This window comes from Streptomyces sp. NPDC087845, assembly GCF_044742755.1.
In the GTDB taxonomy this organism is placed as follows: Bacteria; Actinomycetota; Actinomycetes; order Streptomycetales; family Streptomycetaceae; genus Streptomyces.
Window position 1 is genome coordinate 131037 of the sequence record NZ_JBIUVC010000008.1, and the last position, 21507, is coordinate 152543.

Below are 21507 nucleotides of genomic sequence, written 5' to 3' on the forward strand. Positions count from 1 at the left end.
GCCGGGCCGGGGCGCCGGGGACGTTCGCCGTGCGGGTGGACACCTCGCGAGGCACGGCCCCATGACGTGGTCTTCTCGGGCCGGGGAACCGGCCGTGGCACTCCCCGGCCGAGGACACATCGGTAGGCGCCCGCGCACCTTCCGCCTCGCCCGCACCCCGGGCATCTGCCGGAACGAGCGAACGCAGCGGATCCGACCTTGGGAAAAGGCCGAAAAGCCACTCTTGGAAAGCTCATCGCCACCCACGATGATGATGCGGCACCTGCCCCGTTCGGCACCGCCATGTGAACCGCCCGTCCCGGCGCGTGGTTCACCTCCGCCCAGCAGCCGCGCCGCCCCACGCGACTCGCAAGGCCCCGGGCGACCGGACCGCTGCCGCGGCAACCGCGTGACACTGCCCCATCGCCGCGGCCCATCATGAGGAGACGCCCGTGGATTCGACGGACACCACGCCTCACCGACCTCCTGCCACCGTCTGCCACGCGCTGCCCGCCGACGAAACCCTGCGGGCGTAGGCCGGCATGCGCATCGCGTACCTGCACGGTGGCAGCATCCCCTCCTGTTTCGCCAACGGTGTACATGTCATGCGCATGTGCGACGCGTTCACCGCCGCCGGGCATGAAGTCACCCTCTACTCCGTGCCCGGCTCGGACGAGGACCCGTACGCCTACTACGGCGTCCACCACCGCTTCCCGATCCGTCTCGTCCCCTGCCCCGACTACACGCCGACCGGCTACTGGAAGCGCGCCGAGGCGGTCCGGGCACTGGTGACGAACGGCCCTGCCCCGGACCTCGTCTACGGACGCGACCCCTACGCCCTGACCACCCTCTCCGATCTGGCGCCCCTCGTGTACGAGGTCCACCAGCTGCGCGAAGACCTGTCCCCGGCCGGGACCGAGGAAGCGCTCCTCGGTATGCCCCGGCTGGCCCGCGTGGTCGCGATCACCCACGCCCTCGCACGCGACATGCAGCAGAAGTACGAGACTCTGGGCGCCCTGCCCCTCGTTGTCGCACCCGACTGCGCGGATCCGCCCGCCCCCGCCGCGGCGAGAGGGACCACGCGGCTGCCGGGCCGCCCGGACGTACCGCGCGTCGGCTACGTCGGGCATCTGTACGACGGGCGCGGCATCGGCCTCGTCCTGGAGCTCGCGGACCGGTTTCCCGGTCTGGACTTCCACCTGGTCGGCGGCACCGACGAGGACCGCACCCGCTGGGAGCAGGCCTGCCGGTCTCCCCACGTGTACTTCCACGGGCACCGGCCACCGTCAGCGCTCCCGGACTACTACGCCCTCTTCGACGTCGTCCTCGCCCCCTATGAGCAGAAGGTGTACACGTGGGGCCGGCTCGGCGAGACCGGACGCTGGGCCTCTCCCATGAAGGTGTTCGAGTACATGTCCCACGGCTGCCCCATGATCGCTTCCGATCTGCCGGTTCTGCACGAAGTCCTTCAGGACCGGGTCAACTGCCTGCTCCGGCCGCCCGAGGACCCGGCCGCCTGGGCGGGCGCACTGGGCGAGCTGATCAGCGACGACGCACTGCGCCGAAACCTCGGCTCCGAGGCCCGGCGGCAGGTCCTGGAGCGCTATACCTGGCGCCGCCGAGCCGATGTCGTCCTCGCGGGCCTCGACCGGCCGAAGACCGGGAGAACCGGACCCCTCCCATGAGGGCGCCGACAGGACAGGACGCCGAGCACGGGCTTGGCTCCACCGAGGGGACGGCGGCACGTCCCGCGAGCGGTGCGGGCCGCACCGGCAACCCCGGGAACCCTACCGCCGGAAGCCGCCTGCCCCGTGTGCGGAGCAGGACCCCGGAGCCCTCCGCCGGGGTGGTCGTGGACGGATATCCCGGCCGGCCGAGTGTCCGGGCCGGAGAGACGCTGCGGTTGCACGTCTCGACCCGCGCGGAACGGTTCCGGGCCCACTTCTACCGCTGCGGCGCCCGCCCGCGCCTCATGGGCAGTACGGAAGGTCCGGGCCGGTACGCGAGCCCGGGCAGCCACGACGAGGACTGGAACTGGCCCGGCCACGACTTCACGATTCCCGAGGAGTGGCCCTCGGGTGTCTACATCGCGGCGCTCAGCCCCGGTACCGCGCAACCGGCTGCCCCGGCCGATGCCGAAGCCCTGGACGCCCGGCATTCCCGGTTGCTCTTCGTGGTGACGGCCCGCGAAACCGCCCGGACCACGCGCATCCTCTACAAGGTGCCTGTCTTCACCTACCACGCCTACAACAGAAGCGGTGGAGCGAGTCTGTACGGGGCTCTTCCGCATGACGAGGCACACCGCACCGTCACCCTGCGGCGCCCCGGCGGCGGGACGGGCGGCCCGGTGAAAGGCATGCCCGACGCCCATGACCCGCGAACACCCCGCCAGACCTTCGCGCACTGGGACGCGCCCTTCATCTCCTGGCTGGAGACCTCAGGATTCACCGCCGACTACTGCACCGACCTCGACCTCGACGAAACCCCTCGTCTCGCCCACCACTACCGGCTGCTGCTGTCCGCGGGACACGACGAGTACTGGAGCCCGCGCACCCGCCGGCACGTCACCGCCTACCGTGACCAGGGTGGCAACATCGCTGTCTTCGGGGCCAACACCTGCTGGTGGCGGGTCACGCCGAACGACGACGGCACATCCATCAGCTGCGCCAAGTACCCTCCCGGAGTCCCCCAAGGATCCGATGCCGACCGGATGCGGGGCGCCCCCGACCACTGGTGGGAGACCGAACCCGAGAACCTGCTCATCGGCGTCAGCTATCGCAACGGCGGCGGCTACTGGGACGGTCCCCGCGAGCAACTGGGCTTCACCGTTCAGCACACCGGTCACCCGGTCTTCGCCGGCACCGGACTGCGCGAGGGCGACATCCTCGGAGCGGAACACTCACTTGTGGGCTACGAATGCGACGGAGCCGCGTACCGGCGCGACGTCCACGGACTGGCCATCCCGACCGGAAGCGACGGCACACCCGCCGACTTCACCATTCTGGGCGTCGCGGATCTTCCCACCGCCCCGGACTCCGGATGGAACACCACCGCCCGCGAGAACACCGACCCGAGGAGGGCCGCGACCTTCGGGCTCTACACCAAGGGCGGAACCGTCTTCAACGCGGCCACCACCGACTGGCCACGCCTACTGCGCCTGGACCCCCGGATACGCGCCCTCACCCGCAATGTGATCACCCTGCTCACCTGAAGGCCGGACACCGCCGCACCATGACCGGACGCGCGCCACCGCTCGGCCCGCCACCACGGCCGCCGCACCGCACGGACGCTCCACAGCCGCCGACCCGGGCAAACCCGAGCCGCGCCGACGGCACCGGGATTCCGGGCGGGTCAACTGTCCTGCGCAACTCCACGGGGGCGAACTGCCCGGAGGGGAATACCTATGCCAGTACGGCCCGGCACGTGCGGCCGGAGAGGCCCCACAGGAATCCCGCGGCAGAGCTGCCGATCTGTCAAAACCCGTCCCCGGACGTCCGCGGCCGGGGAGGAAGAGTGAATCACACCGCACCTGAAGGTCCCGGCCGCGTGGTCGTCGTCGGGCAGGGCTATGTGGGGCTGTCGCTGGCGGTCCGAGCCGCGGAATCCGGGTACGACGTCGTCGGATACGACGTGGACAAGGAGCGGGTCGGCCGCCTCGTGGCCGGAGACTCGTACATCGAGGACGTCTCCTCCGCACGGCTTGCCCCACTGCTCGCCTCCGGGGCCTACCGGGCCAGCCGGGACCCGGCCGACTGCGAGGGCTTCGACATCGCGGTCATCACCGTGCCCACCCCCCTGAGCGACGGACTGCCCGACCTGTCGCACGTCGTCGAATCGGCCCGGATGCTGAGTGGGTTCCTCCGGGCCGGAGCCACCGTCGTCCTGGAGTCGACCACCTACCCCGGGACCACCGAGGAACTTGTCGCGCCGCTGCTGGAAACGGCGTCCGGTCTGGTCGCGGGCCGCGACTTCCATCTCGGGTACAGCCCGGAGCGCATAGACCCCGGCAACACCCGCTGGCGCCTGGAGAACACGCCCAAGGTGGTCTCCGGGGTGAACGCGGCCTCACTGGAACGCATCAACGACTTCTACGGTTCCCTCGTCGACACGACGGTGCCGGTCAGCAGCTGCCGGACCGCAGAGATGGCCAAACTGCTGGAGAACACCTTCCGCCACGTGAACATCGCCTTGGTCAACGAACTCGCCACGTTCGCCCACGACCTCGGCGTCGACGTGTGGGAGGCGATCGACGCGGCCGCGACGAAACCCCACGGGTTCCTGCGCTTCCTCCCCGGTCCGGGCGTCGGCGGGCACTGCCTGCCGATCGACCCGTCCTATCTGTCCTGGTGGGCCGAGCGCACGGTCGGCCGCACCTTCCGCTTCGTCGAACTCGCCAATGACGTCAACGGCCACATGCCCGACTACGTGGTGGGGCGGCTCGCGGAAGCGCTCAAGCGGCGCGGAAAGACAATCAGGGGCTCCCGGGTGCTGCTGCTGGGACTTGCCTACAAGGCGAACACCAGCGACGCCCGCGAAACCCCCGCCGCGCGTATCGCCGAACTCCTCCTCGCCCTGGGGGCGGACGTCACTGCGGCAGACCCGCATGTCGCCCAGTCGGTGCCCGCGGCTTCCGGGGTACTGGACCGAGTCCTCAGGGTGACGGCCGGTGCCGGTGAGCTGTCGGCCGCCGACGCGGTGATCCTGCTCGCCGATCACGACGCGTTCGACTACGGCCTCATTGCCACCTGTTCCGCCTACGTACTGGACTGCCGCCGGCGGCTCGGCGGCGACAACATCGATGTCCTCTGACTCTGCATCAGGAGTGGTGAGCTTGAAGATCGCGATCACCGGAGGTGCCGGTTTCATCGGCAGCAATCTCGCCCATGCCCTCACCCGGCGCAGCGAGGTGTCCGAAGTGCGGGTCGTGGACGATCTGTCCACCGGCTGCAAGGACAACCTCGCCGGACTCGATGTGCACTTCACCGAGGGCAGCATCCTGGACGGCCCCCTCCTCGACCGGGCGTTCCGGGGCACGGACACGATTGTGCATCTCGCCGCTCTGCCCTCCGTGGCCCGGTCGGTGGAGAATCCCCTCGCCAGCCACCACGCCAACGCCACGGGCACGCTCACCGTACTGGAGGCCGCCCGGCGCGCAGGCGCGGCGCAGGTGATCGCGGCTTCCTCGTCCTCCGTCTACGGCGCCAATCCCGGTATGCCCAAGCACGAGGACCTGCGTCCCGTCCCCCTCAGTCCGTACGCGGTGAGCAAACTGGCCTCCGAGGCCTATCTGGCCGCGTTCCACCACTGCTACGACCTGCCGGTCCTGCCGTTCCGCTTCTTCAACGTCTACGGACCCCGTCAGCCCGCCGGGCATGCCTATGCGGCAGTGGTGCCCGCCTGGATCAACGCGGTGACCAACGGTCGCCCGGTCGTCGTGCACGGCGACGGCCGCCAGAGCCGCGACTTCACCTATGTGGAGACCGTCTGCCGGGTGCTCGCCCAAGCGGCACTGCGCAAGGTCGTCTCCCCCGACCCGGTGAACCTCGCCTACGGCACGCGCACTTCGCTCAGAGACTTGATCACGGAGCTGGAATCGGTCCTGGGAACTCCCCTGAACCCGCAACACGTGCCCCCTCGCCCGGGGGATGTGCGCCACTCCCACGCGGAGAACTCCCGATTGCTCCGCCTCTTCCCCGAGATCGAGCCCGTCCCCCTGCGCGAGGGCCTGGAACGGACCGTGGAGTGGTTCCGGACCCACTCCCGGTAGCACCCGCGCCCTTCTGCGTCGAAGTCAGGTGTACAGGAAGATGTCAAGGGCTGACAGCACGCGGTCGATCTTGTTGGCGAACACGATGCCGGAGCTACCGCTCCCCGCGAAGAGCAGGCCGATCGGGCTGATGCTGCTGTCCCACGTCCAGACCACGGCCCCCGAGTCTCCTTGGACGGCGAAATTGCTACCCGCGGAGCTCTGGATGCCGACCTGGTCCTGGAAGAGCGCGGAGCTTCCGTCCGGAAAGCCGACGACGCACGAGTTGTACAGGCAGTTCACATAACCCAGGGTCATTCCGGAGAGGCGGCCGCTCATTCCCACTGCCATATTGCAGACCGGCTGCACCGTGGTATTACTCATGCGGAAGTACGACGGCCCGGTGGGGGTCATATAGAGGAGTTCCGGCCGTACTCGGTCGGGGAAGCACCATCCGGTGGCACAATCCACGTAGTTCACGGCCCCCGAGAAATCGATGGGGCAGAAGCGCTCCAGCACCGCTATCTGGTCGGACGGACAAGAACCGTTGTCCTCCAGGCCCGGCTGGCTAATACACTCGCCGATGCTGCCACCGTTCGAGCTCGCCAGTACATGGTTGCAGCTGAGCATCAGAGCCCGCCCGTCCCTGGGTGGCGTGCGCCCGTAAGCGAGGCAGCCAAAGGAACCGGTCGACACGATGAGGTCGTCGGGGGAAACCGATGTGCCCCCGGAAGCCGGCCTCAACCGGAAGGTCTGGGCCAGCGTTTCGATGGTTCCTGTCACGATGACGTCGACGGGCAGGTCCTCCACCGTGGCCGCCCGGACGCCCATCGCGTCCACGAGCAACGACTTCGCGTGGTCCGGAGAGATCGCATGGGCCACGTAGATGGTCAGTGTCGGTGTTCCGGGCGGCGCGACATGCGCCCCGGAACTACCGATACCGGCTCCTTGGATGTTGTCGGTGCCGTGGAGGGACGAAGCCGTCCTGGGCGCGCCGTTCCGTGTCACCACCTGCTGTGCGAGAGCCTGCTCGATCGCGGCTTTGACTTCGAGCAGCCTCGGGTCCACTGCGTCGAAGGGAGGCATCGCTGCGAAGGTTTCAGGTTCCTCCCCGATGGCTGCTTCTTCTTCGCGGACCGTCCCGTCGGGGGAACGGAACCGTGAGCCGATGCCCTCGTCGCCACCAGATGTTCCGCCCGCTCCGGTGACGGGTTCCTCGTCGGGTCCGTCCCTGTCGGGTCCCGTCCCATCAGGCATGATCTATTTCTCCAGATCTCCGCCCCCGAATGCGATGCCCGTGCATGTTCGAATGCGATGCCCGTGCATGTTCTCTTTCTGCCGGCGCAGCTACAGATCCAGAAGGAAGCAGGATTCTCGTGCGTAAGCCAGGCACTAACCCGGCTTCTGGCTTCGACGAATTCCGGGGACGTCGTCCCTCAACTGTCCCTCGTGGACGCCCATGTGCCGATATGACGGCGGCACATCGCAACGACAGGCCCCCAGTTGCCCGACTGCTTCGCCGTCGTTGACGACCGGAGCCGACGCACCGTCCCCCGATCTGTACGGCACGGGCCGGAGATGCAGACAAGATACAGCGGTACCTCTGCAGGCCTGACTCCACGGCATATTCCTGCCGGCTGTTTCGTTCTGCCAGCCCGGAGCCGAGACTCCGTCTCCATGGTGAGACCGTTGATGCCTTGCCGCAAGTTGAGCAATCCATCCATCATTTGGTTCCACGTGCCACGGTCCGAACAGGGGAAGGGATTGCGGCGTGAAAAGTGACCGCAGCGCCCGCCCATCAGACCGCAGCGCCCGCCCATCAGACGGCCGACGCCTGGTCCGGTTCGGCAGGGCGAAGAGGGAATCGCCGCCCAAGCGCCGCAGCGTGCCACGGCCCCACCGGACGCAGGGCGCCACCGGCACCATGCCCGCGCCCGCCACTGCCACTGCCACTGCCGATGACGGGCAGCCACCCAGCCGTGAGCATCGCGACCTGTCGTTGCAGCACCAACGGCGTGGTCCGCGACAACCGACCGGATTGGTGAGGAGGTGAGGGGGCTGAGAGCATGGGCGTCATGGATGCAGAGGATCTCGGGGAGTTCGTCCTGCGTCGCGCGAGCGAGTCGGATGCGGACGCACTGGTCGGGATCGACTCGGTCGCGGCGGAGGCCGACGACGAGCGGGACACGACCATCCGGCGGTGGTGCCGGCAGGGCCTGGTGGCCATGGCTGAGGATGCGTCCGGGCCCCTGGGCTACTGCGTGGTGGAATACACGTTCTTCGAGCAGGGCTTTGTCACGATGCTGATGGTGGCGCCCACCGCTCGCGGCCGAGGTGTGGGTGCGCGTCTGCTGGCGGACGCCGCGGCCTCCCGCATCACCCCGAAGCTGTTCACCTCGACGAACGTGTCCAACCAGCCGATGCAGCGGCTGCTGCGGCGCGCGGGATGGAGCCCGGTCGGCCTGCTCCACGGCCTGGACGAGGGCGACCCGGAACTCTTCTACCTCTGCCCGCAGGAACCGGCGGCTGCCCACCCGTGACGGGAACAGGGCCGCACGTGTTCCGCTGACAGGCCCGGCCGGGCGTACGACCAGACCGCCAGGCGCACCGAGGGCGTCGCCGAGCGGTTCCTCCTCCGGCGCGAACTCGTGCTTGTCAGCCGATTGGCCCGGATGGGCGCGTGTACGGCCGTTCTTGTCGCCCGAAAAGACGGCACCCGTCACGTTGCCGTACGCGCCCAGGCCGTCCCGGCCGCGAGCTGGCGGCCTCCGGTGACGGTCTGTCGCAGCCCCAGTTCCTGGGTGAGCAGACGGTCGGCGGCGACGGCGACTTGCTGGAGCTCGCCATCGCCTCCGCCGGCGACACGTCGCCGGAATGGTCTCCGACCGGGCGTATGGCGTAGCCGCCCCGCCCCGGGCCCCGATCTTTTCGGCTCAGTCCTTCGGACTGGTCAGGTAGGCGTCGATCACTCGCATCGCTTCCTCCGTCCCACCTCTGCGGTAGAGCCAGTGGCCCACGACGTCCATCGTGAACAGGGACGCCTTCGGGAAGGCCCTCGCCATACGCTGCGCGCCCGGCAGGGGGGTCGCCATGTCGTGGGTGGCGTTGGCCACGAGGACGGGCGGGAGGTCGCCCTTCGCCTGGGCGGGCTGGGACTTGGGCGACATGGTCCAGCCCTGGCAGCCGAGGACGGTGTCCAGTGCCTGGGCGTTGTAACGGACGTGTGGGGCGGCCTTGGCGACCCGCTCGCGGATGGCCCGGTACTGGGCGTAGTCGCGGATCCGGAAGTCGTAGTCCCGGCACAGCACGAGCTGTGAGTCGCTGCCGATGCCGGTCGGGACCCAGTAGACCTCGCCCTTTCCGGTGTGCAGGGCGGCCAGTTGCCGCGCCGCCTCCTCCGGATTCCATTTGCCGAGTGCGAAGGTGAGGAAGTCGGACAGCCTGTCGGCATCGACCTTGGTTCGCGTCGGTCCGCCCGGGCCCGGCTCGCGGAGTCTGCCCGCGTCGGCTCGGGCGAAGAGCTCGTCGGTGACAGCCGTCAGGTCTTGGCCGTGCAGCGCGCAGGCCGCGTCCTTCTCGCACCAGGTCGCGAGCCGCTTCAGGGCGCTGTCGATGGTGACGCTGCCGTCGGTGAGGTAGCGCTCGGCATCCGGCCGGTCCGGGTCCATGGCGCTGTCGAGGGCCAGCGCGCGGAGATTGTCCGGGAACAGGCGCGCGTAACGCTCGCCGAGGAATGTGCCGTAGGAGTGGCCGAGGAAGCTGATCCTGCGTTCGCCGAGGGCGGCACGGATCGCGTCCATGTCGCGGGCCACGCTCTCGCCGTCCATGTGGGCGGCGAGGGGGCCTGTCTGCTTCAGACAGCTGTCCGCCAGTCGGCCGTTCAGGGTGCTCAGTCGCTCGAACTCGGCCGCGTTGCGGGGGCGGGCCGGGATCGAGCCGGTGATCGTCTCGTCGCAGTCGGCGTTCTGGCTGCGGCCGATGCCGCGCGGGTCGAAGCCGATCATGTCGAAGCGCTGGAGCATGGCCGGGGAGTAGCCCCCTATGGGGTCGTCCGCGTACAGCGCGTCGTCGGCCCCGGCCGCCCCGGGGCCGCCCGGGTTCGACATCAGGACGCCGATCCGCCGCGCGGGGTCGGTGGCCCGGTAACGGGCGACGAAGATGCCGATCTTCGGGCCCTTCGGCCTCGACCAGTCCAGCGGCACCTCGACCGTCGCGCACTGCGCCTTCGGGCTGGGGTCGGGGTAGGGCGGCTCGGCCTTGGGGCAGGCACCCCAACTGATCGGTGCGGGAGGGGCCATGGTGTCGGCCAGCTCCTGGGCAGTCGCCGCGCCGGGGACGACCAGGGCGGAGGCCGACAGGGCCAGGAGTACGGAGACGACCCGCCGTCTCGTGTTCGGGTTCGTGTTCACACGCATGCTCGTATTCATGCCCGTCACTGTTTCGACCCCGTATGACGGCGCCTCCATGGGCACATGGTGAGAACGTAACAAGGAGGAGAGGGAGGTCGTCCCTCGCGCGCCCGGGGCAGGCTCGACTCCCCCCTGTCTGCCGCGACTTGCCCACACCCTCGCCAGGACAAGACGCCCTTCCCGTGGTCGTCCCCTGCACGCCCGGGGCGGAGACGGCCGCGTCGGGCGTGGGTTCAGCGGCGAGAACTGGTGGTGACATGCCCGCGGAGAATGCGCTCGTCCAGGTGGATTGGCGTCCGTCGAGGGACGCGCAGTGCGATCCGGGTGTCATGATGCCGCCACCGAGCAACTACCGGTGAGGGGCATCCCGACATGACCGTGGAGAAGCAGGACACCACCGAAGCCGACGACGGACTGCTGGACCTGGCCGATCAGGAGCTGGTCCGCGATCCGTTCACCTCCTACGCGCACGTCCGCGAACGCGAGCAGATGGTGCGCGGGCACGTACAAGGCGTCGACCCCATGTGGGTGGCCACCCGCCACGACGACATCCGTACGATCATGAGCGACCCTCGCTTCACCATTGACGCCGCGACCGTCCCCGGCGCGCCGGTGGCCCACCGCACCGAGCAGACCTGGCAGGCCCGCGGCATGCACCCGGAGCACGAGAAGTACCTGCGCGCCGGAATCTTCGACGCAGAGGGCTCCGACCACCGCCGTCTGCGCGGCCTGGTCACCGCCGCATTCTCCCCGCGCCGCGTGGCCGCGCTGCGCCCCAGGATCGACGCCATCGCCACCCAACTGCTCGACCACCTGCCAGAGCACGCCGAAGACGGCGTCGTCGACCTCGTCGAACACTTCGCCCGGCCGCTGCCCATCACCGTCATCTGCGAACTCATCGCCGTCCCCGAGGCCGACCGCGACCGCTGGCGGGCCAGGAGCGCCACACTGGCCGCCGGCGTCTGCGGTGGCGAACTCGGCGAGGCACTCGCCGGAATGGTCGACGACGCCCGCACCCTCATCGACCGCCACACCACCCACCCCGGCAGCGATCTCATCTCGGACCTGCTCGACCCCCACCACCGCGACCGATTGAGCACCGACGAGCTTGTCTCACTCATCGCCAACCTCGTCGTCGCCGGACACATCACCACTGTCAACCTCATCGCCAACGGCACCGAAGTACTCCTCACCCACCCCGACCAACTCGCTCTGCTGCGGGAAGACCCCACCCTCATGCCGCACGCCGTCGACGAACTCATGCGCTACTGCGGCCCCGTCGTGCGCGCGCTGCCCCGCTACGCCACCTGCGACACCACCGTGGGCAGCACCCCGGTACGCGCCGGGGAAGCCGTCCTTCCGATCGTGTCCGCCGCCAACCGCGACCCGGCGGCCTTCACCGACCCCGATCGCTTTGACATCGGCCGCACCCGCCGCGGCCGGGAACCCCACCTCGGATTCGGGCACGGCGCCCACCGCTGTCTGGGCGCGCACCTTGCCCAGGAGGAGACCGCCGTCGCCCTGACCGCGTTGCTCAACCGCCTCCCCGACCTGCAACTCGCCACCGATCCGAAGCAGCTGCAACGCGGCACCAACCCTGTCAACTGGCATCTGAAAGCCCTCCCCGTACGCCTGTAACCCCGGAACACACGTGGCCGTGGAGTGGGCCAGGACCGAGGCAGACGGTGGCGCCCACGGCGAGCGGCCTGGCGGGCATCGTCCGCCAGGTGCGCACTCGCTCCCGGCGGGACGAAGCGAACGCGCGCTACTCGTTCACCCTCACCACTGCACCCTGAGTGACCGGATGGCGGCCACACCTGTGCGTCAGTGTGCGCACGCCTCGTGGTCACCGGTGTGCGGAGATTCGTGATGCAGGGTGGGTTGGAGGAGAGGAAAGTGGGCTATATGGGTGAGGAGCATGGGGAGCGACGCAAGGCGGAACATCAAGTGCGCCTGCCTGGATTTGTTCGGGAGGACGAGATCGGGCTCGGGGAGCTGGTGACGCGGGCGGCGAAGGCCGTGGGGGTTGCGCCGTGCGGGGGGTGCGGGCTGCGGGCGCAGAAGCTGAACCAGTGGGTCACCTTTTCCAAGCGGCGCGGGTAGCGCTTGACGGGGATTCAGGAGCCATCCATGAGTTCTTCAATGAGCGAAGACGACGTACTCGTCGACGGCGGTCGGGAACCGTGTGATCACTCCCCCTTCGTGTATGCCATCGGGCAGATCGACTGCCGGTTTCCGAATCGAGGCATCGAGAAGGAGTTCGCGCAGGCGCTCGGCCGGACGGAGACCAGGGGACTCACTGACAGTCAGGCGATGCGCGAGGCGCTGGCACTCCCGGAGAACCGCTATCTGGCCCGGCAGTTGACCTACGTATTGTCGATACAAGGGGTGGAGGCGTATGTTCTCTCCCCCCGGTACTCAGAGGACTTCGACAAACTGATCGACGCACTGCGGCCGAATCCGAGCCCCCTCGATCTCGATGTGGTGATCGGAGTGCGTGGGCCGATCTTGAAGCCGGACGAATGCAATGGCTTGCCGCTCCCCGAAGCCCGATTTGAACAATTGTATTCCTTTGATCGCGCATCACTCGTACATGCCATAGAGAAGCCGGAAGGCATGGCGAGCGAGCAGTTCGAGGCAACGACGGAGGAAGTGCTGACGAAAATCCTTCAGATCGCCGAGAACACGGGTGCGACACATGAATCCCGCGCCGCGAACTATGTGGCGTGCCGCTATGCGGCCATTTACATCAAGACATTTGAGTCATTTGTTAATGACTCCACCCTGACGTCGATCGATGTACATCCGTCCCCGGTGGGCGAAACCCGACATGTCATAGAATTCACAGTTTCGTACACTGATCGTCGTACCGATATGACGGACAAGTTCTCCGTTCTCGTCGACACCCAGGACATGTATCCGTTCCTGCGGAACCGTCTCGCACCCAGCCTCTGATACCGCTGAAACCCTCCGGGAGAGGTGAGATCGGTGAGCATCCCCCAATTCACCGCGGAATCCAGTGTCTACGGCGTTTTCCCCGCCCAACCGTCGTACGGAGACTGCGAGCAGGAGGCGCATGTGATCTGCTATGAGCAGTGCAAGAACGCATATGATCCGAATTCTTGTCAACAGCGGTGCACACAACGTTATATCGCCGAGTGCACCTACGTGCCCTATTGCTACACGGAATACTCGTGCGATCCGGACGGTGTCGAGGTGGCTGTCGAGAAGTGCCGTCAGTACGACGGCAGCATCACCTCGTCCAAGCCGACCACCGTCGGCTACTGCCCCTGACGGTCGACACCGGCAATGCGTCCACTGGACCAGGTACGGCTCCGGGCGTTGATGGCGAGAGGGCCCGGGAAACCGGAGATCGCGGTCGGTCTCGTGGACGGGGGTGTGGCGCTCGATCATCCGGATCTCGTGGGGCAGCCGGTGCGGCTCCTCGGACCGGCGGGGGAAACCTCAAGCAGCAGCGGGACACGACAGCACGGGAGCGGGGCACGGCGGCACGGGACATTCGTCGCCGGGATGCTGGCCGCCGGGCGTTCGGCGGCCACGCCGGGGATCTGCCCCGGCTGCACCCTTCTCGTGCGGCCGGTGGCCGGGGTCGACGCACCGCCTGCGGCGCTTTCCGAACTCGCCACCGGACTGAACGAGGTCATCGACGCCGGAGCCAGGGTGGTCAATCTGAGCCTCACCCTGCGCGAACTGCATGCCCCGCACCTGCGTGATCCGCACAGAGCGCACGAAGGACCGGGAGGGGCGGACCTCGGAAGTCCCGCCGCGCTCGTCGACGCGCTCGACCGGGCCGGGAGTCTCGGGGTGGTCGTGGTCGTGGCAGCGGGCAACGAAGGGCTCGTCGGCGGCGGTTCCGTCATCGTGCGGCATCCGTACGGGATCCCGGTGGTGGCGTACGACCGCCGGGGGCGGCCCCTGCCGTCGTCGAACGTCGGGCCGGGCATCGGGCGGCGCGGCCTGGGCGCACCCGGCGAGAACATAGAGGGCCTGGGAGTGACCGGGCCGGGGGCCGATGACTGCGGTACGGCAACCATGAGCGGTACCAGCGCCGCCGCGCCGTTCGTCACCGGGACGGTGGCGCTGCTGTGGTCTCTGTTCCCGCGTGCGTCGGCCGCCGAAGTGCGATACGCGGTCACGCGCCCCCTGGTACGCCGGTCCGTCGTGCCGCCCCTGCTGGACGCCGCAGCCGCCCGGCGCGCGCTGACGGCGCTCAGAGCGACCGATTCCCGCTGAGCGCTCAGCGGGATTCGGTTCTGCTCGGCCGAACCTCAGAGGGAAGTAGTTCTGTCAGTCCTTCAGTCGCCCAGCTCGCCACTCCTGTCAGCCCTGTCAGCCCTAATAGGACCTACCGAGGCGCCATCCGGCAGACTCGGTGCCTGGTAGCCGCCAGCAGGTGAGCACTCTTTTTCTCCTGCGGGCTACTGCCGATCGAGGTCAATGACGGAGGACGAGTTGCTGTTCGTTGGGGATGACTGGGCCCAGGACCGCCACGACGTCGAGTGGATGGACGCCGCGGGCCGTCGGTTGTCCAAGGCTCGGCTGCCGGAGGGCGTGGCGGGAATTGAACGGTTGCACTCGTTGATCGGTGCAGAACTCGGCGAAGACAGCAAGGCCGAGGTCGTGATCGGAATCGAGACCGATCGGGCCCGTGGGTGCAGGCGCTGATCGCCGCTGGCTACACGGTGTACGCGGTCAATCCACTGCAGGCCTCCCGGTACCGGGAACGCCTGGCGGTATCGGGGGCCAAGAGTGACGCGGCCGATGCGCACATGCTCGCTGACATGGTGCGCGCCGATTCCCACCAGCTCCGCCCGATCTCCGGAGACACCGCCGACGCCGAAGCGGTCAAGGTCGTGACGCGTGCCCATAAGACCCTGGTCTGGGAACGCACCCGCACCACGCAGCGGCTGCGGCACGCCCTGCTCGACTACTTCCCCGCCGCCCTGCTGGCGTTCGACGACCTGGACGCCCCAGACACCCTTGAACTACTGGCCAAGGCACCTGAGCCGGTGGCCGCTGCGAAGCTGACGACCACACAGATCAGTGCGGCTCTCAAGTGCGCCCGCCGACGCAACATTCCCGACAAGACCACCAAGATCCAGGCCGTACTGCGCGCCAAGCACCTGAGCCGGCCCCCCGCTGTGACTGCGGCCTACGCTGTCTCCGTACGCGCGCTCGTCGCGATGCTGGTCACTCTGAACGAGCAGGTCAACTTCCTGCACGGGCAGGTCGATGCCTTCTGGCCGGCATCCAGACGCTGAGATCATCCGCTCCCAGCCCGGACTGGGACCAATGCTCAGCGCCCGGGTACTCGCGGAATTCGGCGACGACCCTCACCGTTACGCCAGCGCCAAGGCCCGCAAGAACTACACCGGCACCAGCCCGATCACCCGCGCCTCCGGTAAGAAGAAGGTCGTGACCGCGCGGTTCGTTCGCAACGACCGGCTCATCGATGCCCTGATCGCCCAGGCCTTCTCCGCGCTGCGGGTCTCCTCCGGCGCCAGGGCCTACTACGAGCAGCAACGCGCCCGCGGTATCGAATTCAACGCCGCCCTGTGATTCGAACTGGTCATTCGTAAGATCAGCGGGACCCAGGGACTCTGGGTATGGCTGTCACGGTGTAGCCGTCCGATGGCTGGAAAGGCTTGGCCGCCCGGAGCCCCGCGACGACTCGACCGCCAATTGGAAGATGCGACTCGATCGCTGTGCAGAGCAACGTCGGCGAGGTCGTCTGCCGGGCAGAGGCAGAGCGACGAGCCGGCGGAGGTGGCCGTGCCCCACCACGCACCGTGCCTCGGCCTCCTACCGGGGCGAGGGCAAGACAGACGCCAAGGACGCCTTCGTCATCGCCGACCGGCTCGCCGGCTACGCCGGCCTGGCACCGGCACCACGCGACTCCGGCCGCGTCAGCGGCAACCTGCGCCGACCACGCCGGTTCCACCGCGGCCTGCTCAGCGCCTTCTACCTCTCCTCGCTGTCGAGCCTGAAGAGCTGCCCGGCAACGAAGGCGTACTACCAACGCAAACGGCCTGATGGTCATGTGCGTGCTTTCCCTGGAGAGGTACTGGGGTTCTGGCGTTCCGGTCACGCCGATGACGCCAATTGCCGGTGGACCTGCACAGCCCGGCTTCAGTACCGCATTGAGGGTTTCTACGGATGCCCGCGCGGGACGGCGCGTGTGAAGCTCCCTCCAGAGCCGCCGAGAGCGCTCCCAGCCACCTGCCTGCCGCCGCACCCCCCCGGACGGCCTCGGCTCGCAGCGGGGCCGGTAGCCTGCGGTTCACGTCTTTGCTGCTCGCACCCCTGCTGGTGCGGGTGACCCCGACGGGCGGGCCACACCGGTCCGTTCCCTGATCACAGACAAGGCGAACGCCATGGCACACAACAAGAACGGCGACGCCCCGCTGCCCATCGATATGGCCGCGATCCGGCGGACCGTTGAGGTGATGCGGGCCGAACGGGCCGCCACGTTCGAGGCCGACGACAGCGGCTGGCTCGCCGGTCTCGTGGAGTGGGACCTCGACAGCTACCAGGAGTTCGTCGCCCAGCTGCGTGTCACCCTCAACCCCGAACTGCTCGGGTACGTCCCAGAGATGTGCGCCAAAACTCTCGGCGACACCGGAACGACCCGCACCCTGATCGGCGACCAGCAAGTGGACACCCCGTTCTTCCACCACGGCGACCTGGTGGTCAAGGGCGACCTGGGCGTGGGCGCGCCCTTCGTGGTCACCGGATCGGTGACGGCCGAAGGTGTGGTGGCGGACTGCGCCCCCTACTCGGTGGTGGCGATCGGCGGCGCGGTGAAGGCTCGGGGGGTCCTCACCAGCGGCGAGATGCTGGTCATGGGCGACATCGAGGCCGACGTCGTCCACGGCGACTACAACGACAGCACGCTTCACGCGGGCACCATCCGCGCTCGCCTGGTCATCGAGGACGACCACCAGACAATCGCGACCGTGGAGGCGGACCTCTACTTCGACCTGGACGACTACCAGCAGGGATACGGGGACGGCGTGCAGGAGCAGCTGCGCGCGTTCCTGGTGGACGAGGTCTTCGCCGCCGACGAGGACGAGGATGAGGACGAGGAGATGTTCGACGCCAGCCTGCTCTTCGCACGGCTGCGCGAGGGCCTGCCCGTCTTCCGCGCCGACGCGGCTCCCGAGGGGCGCTGAGGCCCGCTGGACGAGCTCGTCCGTCGGCCTGGGTGCCCATCTCCCGATTCACTCACCGAACTGCCAGGCACATCACCCATGGAGCAGCCGCAGATGGCCGATAAGGAATTCCGGCACAGCGATCCGGAGTCCGGTCCGGTGACAACCGTGCACTCATGGGATGTCTGTCAACCCATCAAATCCACACCTGCCGGCCCTGTCGGCCCGTCACATGGGGATCCCCTCAAACATCAGATGGAGATCGTGTCCAGGAACGAGATGCGGCGGCTGGTCTGGCCCGTGACCGGGCTGTCGGGCTGTACGTCGTACTCCTGGATCACCACGCGCATCGCACGGTCGCCCACCGCGGCCGGCAACTGCACGGTCTTGCGCCAGATCCCGATGACGCCGGCGATGGGGTCGCGGTCCATCGTGACGGGCGGGAACGTGTCGAGGGTGATCCACCCGATGTCGTCGGTCAGCGAGGTGCTGCGGATCTGCACGACCACGCTGAACTCCGAGGTGAGGCCGTCCCTGCCGGGCGGTGGAGCCGGGCCGACGACCGTCACCGTGACCGGGGATCCGATCACCGTGCCGCCGACGGTCACCTTGCTGCGGCGGAAGGCGGGAAGCTGTACGTATCCGGCGTCCACGGTCGAGGACGCCCGCAGATCCTCGGGATCCAGCAGGGAGTCCGGCTGGAGCCGGATCACCTTGAGGTTCACGAAGGGCTGGTAGGTGGTCTGCCCGGCGAACTGGACGTCCGCGTACCACAGCTGCCGGTCGGCGTCGTACTCGACCGGGTACCCCATCGCGTGGCCCTGGGCCAGCGGCACGTCGATCGCCTGGACCAGGTCGGCGGGCCGGGGGAAGTCGAGGACCGGAGCGTCCCCCGGGTCGCGGACCGGGTCGCGGCCCCAGGTCGTGGCCCACTCCCCCGCCGCCGGGTCGGGCTGGGCTGCCGGGTCCAGGACGCGCACGGCGAGGAGTTCGCCCTCCCCCGAGGCGTACCAGGGCCGTCGCAGGTGGACGCGGACGGTACCGGCCTGGCGGATGCTGGTGATCACCCCACCGGCCTGAGTCTGCTGCCAGGCGAACGCGGGCACTGCCGAGTGCACCACGGGCACGGGCGGCCGGACGGTGGAGGGTACATGGAGCGTCGACGTGGTGCCGGAGCGCGTGACGGGCGGAACGGCGAAGGCGACGTCCACGGACGCGCCGTCCGGGATCGCGCCGCCGTCGACGCGTGCGACCTGGCCGGCGCCGTCGTCGACGGTGACGTCCCGTTCGAGACTGTAGGTGGTTCCGGGTGCGGCCGGTGTGCCGTCCGGGGTGAGCGGCGGGACGGCCGCGCGGACGACGACCGTGCCGGGCACAAAGGCGGCGGCGACGTCCGCGGGGGCGGTTCCGCTGAGGGTGACCGTGCTCCGCCGGGTGAAGTAGGGGACGAAGCGCGAAGTGCCGACGGGTGTGTACTGGATGACACGGTGCCGGGTGTCGCCGGGGTCGTGGCGCGCCCGGAAGGCAGTGGCGGTGAGGAGTGGTCCGCCCGGGTCCCCGAGGCCGTCCGCGTCCGGGCGCAGAACGGCTCGGGCCGGGGTGGTGGTCAGTTGGTCGCGTGACAGGTCGTCGACGATCTCGTTCCACCATGCCTCGGCGTGCACGGAGAGGGTGGAGGCGCCGTGGACGCTCATCGCGGGGTCGTCGACGGCGTACGCCGTCTCGCCGGGTTCGCGCAGGATCCGCACACCGCCGAAGCCGGGCGGGTCGACGGGGCAACGGACCGCGTGCACCATCGTGAGGCCGGTCGCGGGCGTGAGTTGGGCGACGCTGCCGGACAGGGCGGCGGCACGGGCTGCCGCGATCTCGTCGGCGGGTCGGCCCGGGGACTCGGCGAACCATCGCCACAGCCCGAGGACTTCTTCGTCGCCCGCGCTCAGCAGGGCGCTGAGGGTGGCCGGGAAGGACGCTGCGGGGCTCAGGGTCACCCGCACGACCCGGGCCGCGAGATCGACGGTGGCGGTGGACTGGGTGGTTCCGGGCGGACCGGGTTCGATGACGAGCCGCATCGGGAGGCGCTGGTACCAACTGCCGCCCGGGGGCCAGGTGGTGAGCAGTTCGGGGGTGTCGGGCACGCCGTGAAGGGCGATGCCCCGGCACAACGGGTCCGGCAGCCAGGGCAGGCTCATGGCATCGGTGTCGAGGTACGGGCTACCGCCCGCGCCCGGGTCCGGGGTGCCCGTGATCCTGCCGCCGTCGTACTGGGTCAGCAGGCTGTGGACGGCGGGGTCGGGCCGATGGGTGCCGGGTGCGTCGAGCACGCCGTGCCGCTCCAGCAGAAGCACCGCCGCCTTGGGAGCCAGCAGATGGCGTTCGCAGGTGTCTCCCGGGACGACCGCGGCGGGGTCGGCGTTGTCGGTGCGCACGACCAGGTCGGTGGGTGACTCCCCCGCGTCGACGGGGCGGCGGAGTACGAGTACGGGTGCGGGCACCGGCTCGTAACGGGCGTACGTCAGTGGCACGGTCGCGGGCTCTCCCGAGTCCGGTGCCGGGGTGCCGGTGAAGGGCACGGCGCGTCCCGCCAGGTCGACCAGGCGGGCCCGGAACCGGTAGGAGCGCCCGTAGCGCAGGGTCGGCAGGGAGCCCGCAGGGGTCGTGACGGAGAAGGAGTAAGGCAGGTCGGGGTCCTTCTGCGGCTCGGGATCGGTCAGTTGGCCGTCGATGCCGAGGGTGCGTCCGTAGGGTTCGGTGACCAGGCTCCAGTTGTTCCAGCGGAACAGCGCCTGCGCCAGCCGCATGACGGGGTTGCCCTGGGCGTCGGTGCCCCGGGTGACGGCGTCGGTGAGCGTACCCTCGTCGTCGATGGGCAGCGAGCCGGTGTAGCCGTCGACGTGATACGCGCCGACGCGGGCGCAGAGCGGATACCAGCGACCGGAACCCTGGTCGAGGACGTCCACGCGGATGCCCTGCTGCACATTGCCCGCGTGCAGGGTGGTCGCGTCGCCCTCACCGCCGGCCGCGAGGTCCGCGTCGATGTTCGCGGCCTCGACGAGCAGGGCCTGGAAGGAGATCTGACGGTCGGATTCCGCGACGATGATGCCGTCGGAGCGGAGAGCGGGGGGCTGGAGTACGGGCGGCGGCTCCTCGGTGCGCGGCAGGCCGCGCAGAGTGTTCGCGTACGACTGGAGCGCCAGCCCGCCCGCGTCGACGTCGAAGTCGTACGGGGTGTAGACGGTGGTGTCGTCCAGGGGCAGGAACAGCGCACCCGCCGTGCCGTTCTCCCGGGCAAGGGTCAGCGTTCCGGCGTGGGCGATGCAGCGGGTGCGAGGGCGGTAGTTCTCGATGAAGGTGCTCTGCTGCGGCACGGCCTGGAGGGAGACGGGGCCTTCGAGCCCCGCCGGCAGGGCGATGCTGATCCGGCGAATGAGTCCGATGGGGACAGCGAGGCCGGAGTGGTCGGCGAGGGCCGCCTGCAGGGTGTGGAACTCGCTCTGGGGCGTTGTCCCGTGCCCGATGCGCGTCTCTTCCCCGGCGGTGGGGGTCAGGGGCCGGTGGAAGTCCGCCAGCCGTGTCCATCCGGCCGGGTCTCGTCCGTCGCTGTCGCCGACGACTCCGCTGCGCATGAGGGCCTCGTACGGGGACGGGCCGCTCCCGGATCCCTCCCGCGCGCCGACGAGACGGGTGAGCCGGTCGATGTCCGCCCACCGGTCCGGCGTCACGTGTCCGTCGCGGGGTGCGACCTGCTGTCCGCCGGCTGTGCCGGAGCGCGGTGCGGGGCCGGTGGTGAACAACCGGGCGTACTCCTCCCGCAGGGAGTACGCCACCAGGAGGTGGGGGTACGACTGGAGGGGCTGCCCGGCCGGGTTGCTGTCGAAGACGAAGGGGCGGACGAGCATGGAGGCCGGGAACAGCGCGTACCACAGCGCGGTGTCGGGCGGGCCGCCGAGGAGGGTGGCGGGCGTCGTGACGGAGGTGCCGTCCGGCTTCTTGACGATGACGGAGAGGGTGAAGGCGAAGTTCGGCCAGGCGGCGATGTCCGTGTAACGGGAGAGAGGAAGGACGGCGGTACCCGGCGGGTCTCCCTCGTCGTTGGACAGCCGGATACTGAGGACGAGCGACAGCGGTACGGTGCCGACCGCGGTCGGTTCGGCTGCCGGGTCCGGCAGCAGCGTCCACACGATGGTCTGTTTGATCATGCCGA

16 protein-coding genes and 1 pseudogene are annotated in these 21507 nt (G+C 69.1%); 14 read left to right on the forward strand and 3 right to left on the reverse strand.

The window, feature by feature from the left end; all coding sequences use genetic code 11:
* Positions 1–521: 521 nt before the first annotated feature.
* From ACIOMQ_RS21595 to ACIOMQ_RS21610, 4 genes are all read left to right on the forward strand, one after another.
* A complete protein-coding gene (locus ACIOMQ_RS21595; RefSeq protein WP_401265059.1) occupies positions 522–1664 on the forward strand; it encodes a glycosyltransferase family 4 protein in 1143 nt (380 codons plus the stop codon).
* 128 nt (positions 1665–1792) lie between these two features.
* Positions 1793–3190, forward strand: a complete 1398-nt coding sequence (locus ACIOMQ_RS21600; RefSeq protein WP_402189873.1) for a N,N-dimethylformamidase beta subunit family domain-containing protein — start codon at positions 1793–1795, stop codon at positions 3188–3190.
* Between the two features lie 302 nt (positions 3191–3492).
* Positions 3493–4788 carry a nucleotide sugar dehydrogenase gene (locus tag ACIOMQ_RS21605; protein ID WP_401987451.1) on the forward strand — a complete coding sequence of 432 codons (1296 nt, stop codon included), beginning with the start codon at positions 3493–3495 and terminating at the stop codon, positions 4786–4788.
* Between the two features lie 22 nt (positions 4789–4810).
* Positions 4811–5746: an NAD-dependent epimerase/dehydratase family protein gene (locus tag ACIOMQ_RS21610; protein WP_402189876.1), complete on the forward strand. Its 936-nt coding sequence runs from the start codon at positions 4811–4813 to the stop codon at positions 5744–5746.
* Between the two features lie 24 nt (positions 5747–5770).
* Here the strand turns inward: ACIOMQ_RS21610 and ACIOMQ_RS21615 are convergent, their stop codons facing one another.
* Complete coding sequence (locus ACIOMQ_RS21615) at positions 5771–6811, reverse strand: hypothetical protein (protein WP_402189878.1); 1041 nt, start codon at positions 6809–6811, stop codon at positions 5771–5773.
* Positions 6812–7800: 989 nt separating this feature from the next.
* On the opposite strand from ACIOMQ_RS21615, the gene ACIOMQ_RS21620 reads away from it, so the two are divergent.
* Positions 7801–8265, forward strand: a complete 465-nt coding sequence (locus tag ACIOMQ_RS21620; RefSeq protein WP_362202303.1) for a GNAT family N-acetyltransferase — start codon at positions 7801–7803, stop codon at positions 8263–8265.
* A gap of 393 nt (positions 8266–8658) precedes the next feature.
* Here the strand turns inward: ACIOMQ_RS21620 and ACIOMQ_RS21625 are convergent, their stop codons facing one another.
* Positions 8659–10140, reverse strand: coding sequence for an alpha/beta hydrolase (locus ACIOMQ_RS21625; protein WP_402189881.1), 1482 nt, complete (start codon positions 10138–10140; stop codon positions 8659–8661).
* A gap of 366 nt (positions 10141–10506) precedes the next feature.
* On the opposite strand from ACIOMQ_RS21625, the gene ACIOMQ_RS21630 reads away from it, so the two are divergent.
* The 9 genes and pseudogenes from ACIOMQ_RS21630 (at position 10507) to ACIOMQ_RS21670 (ending at position 17327) form a co-directional block, all read left to right on the forward strand.
* Positions 10507–11772 carry a cytochrome P450 gene (locus tag ACIOMQ_RS21630; RefSeq protein WP_362202309.1) on the forward strand — a complete coding sequence of 422 codons (1266 nt, stop codon included), beginning with the start codon at positions 10507–10509 and terminating at the stop codon, positions 11770–11772.
* 492 nt (positions 11773–12264) lie between these two features.
* On the forward strand, positions 12265–13089 hold the full coding sequence (locus ACIOMQ_RS21635) for a hypothetical protein (protein WP_401265076.1): 825 nt from the start codon (positions 12265–12267) through the stop codon (positions 13087–13089).
* A gap of 33 nt (positions 13090–13122) precedes the next feature.
* Positions 13123–13428 carry a hypothetical protein gene (locus ACIOMQ_RS21640; protein ID WP_401265079.1) on the forward strand — a complete coding sequence of 102 codons (306 nt, stop codon included), beginning with the start codon at positions 13123–13125 and terminating at the stop codon, positions 13426–13428.
* Between the two features lie 15 nt (positions 13429–13443).
* The gene (locus tag ACIOMQ_RS21645) at positions 13444–14388 is read left to right on the forward strand and encodes a S8 family peptidase (RefSeq protein WP_402189884.1); all 945 of its coding nucleotides are present in this window, start codon (positions 13444–13446) and stop codon (positions 14386–14388) included.
* 204 nt (positions 14389–14592) lie between these two features.
* Positions 14593–14820, forward strand: a complete 228-nt coding sequence (locus ACIOMQ_RS21650; RefSeq protein ID WP_362202321.1) for a hypothetical protein — start codon at positions 14593–14595, stop codon at positions 14818–14820.
* Positions 14808–15416 (forward strand): transposase, encoded by a 609-nt coding sequence (locus ACIOMQ_RS21655; RefSeq protein ID WP_401940995.1) that lies wholly within the window; start codon positions 14808–14810, stop codon positions 15414–15416. Before ACIOMQ_RS21650 ends, ACIOMQ_RS21655 begins: the two co-directional genes overlap by 13 nt.
* Positions 15388–15714 (forward strand): transposase, encoded by a 327-nt coding sequence (locus ACIOMQ_RS21660; protein WP_401754543.1) that lies wholly within the window; start codon positions 15388–15390, stop codon positions 15712–15714. The genes ACIOMQ_RS21655 and ACIOMQ_RS21660 overlap by 29 nt, the downstream gene beginning before the upstream one ends.
* A gap of 277 nt (positions 15715–15991) precedes the next feature.
* Positions 15992–16192 (forward strand): annotated as a pseudogene (locus ACIOMQ_RS21665) (transposase); the annotation flags it as partial.
* 337 nt (positions 16193–16529) lie between these two features.
* On the forward strand, positions 16530–17327 hold the full coding sequence (locus ACIOMQ_RS21670; protein WP_401987441.1) for a hypothetical protein: 798 nt from the start codon (positions 16530–16532) through the stop codon (positions 17325–17327).
* Positions 17328–17557: 230 nt separating this feature from the next.
* On the opposite strand, the gene ACIOMQ_RS21675 is transcribed toward ACIOMQ_RS21670, so the two are convergent.
* Positions 17558–21502: a hypothetical protein gene (locus ACIOMQ_RS21675; protein WP_401987439.1), complete on the reverse strand. Its 3945-nt coding sequence runs from the start codon at positions 21500–21502 to the stop codon at positions 17558–17560.
* Positions 21503–21507 lie beyond the last annotated feature (5 nt).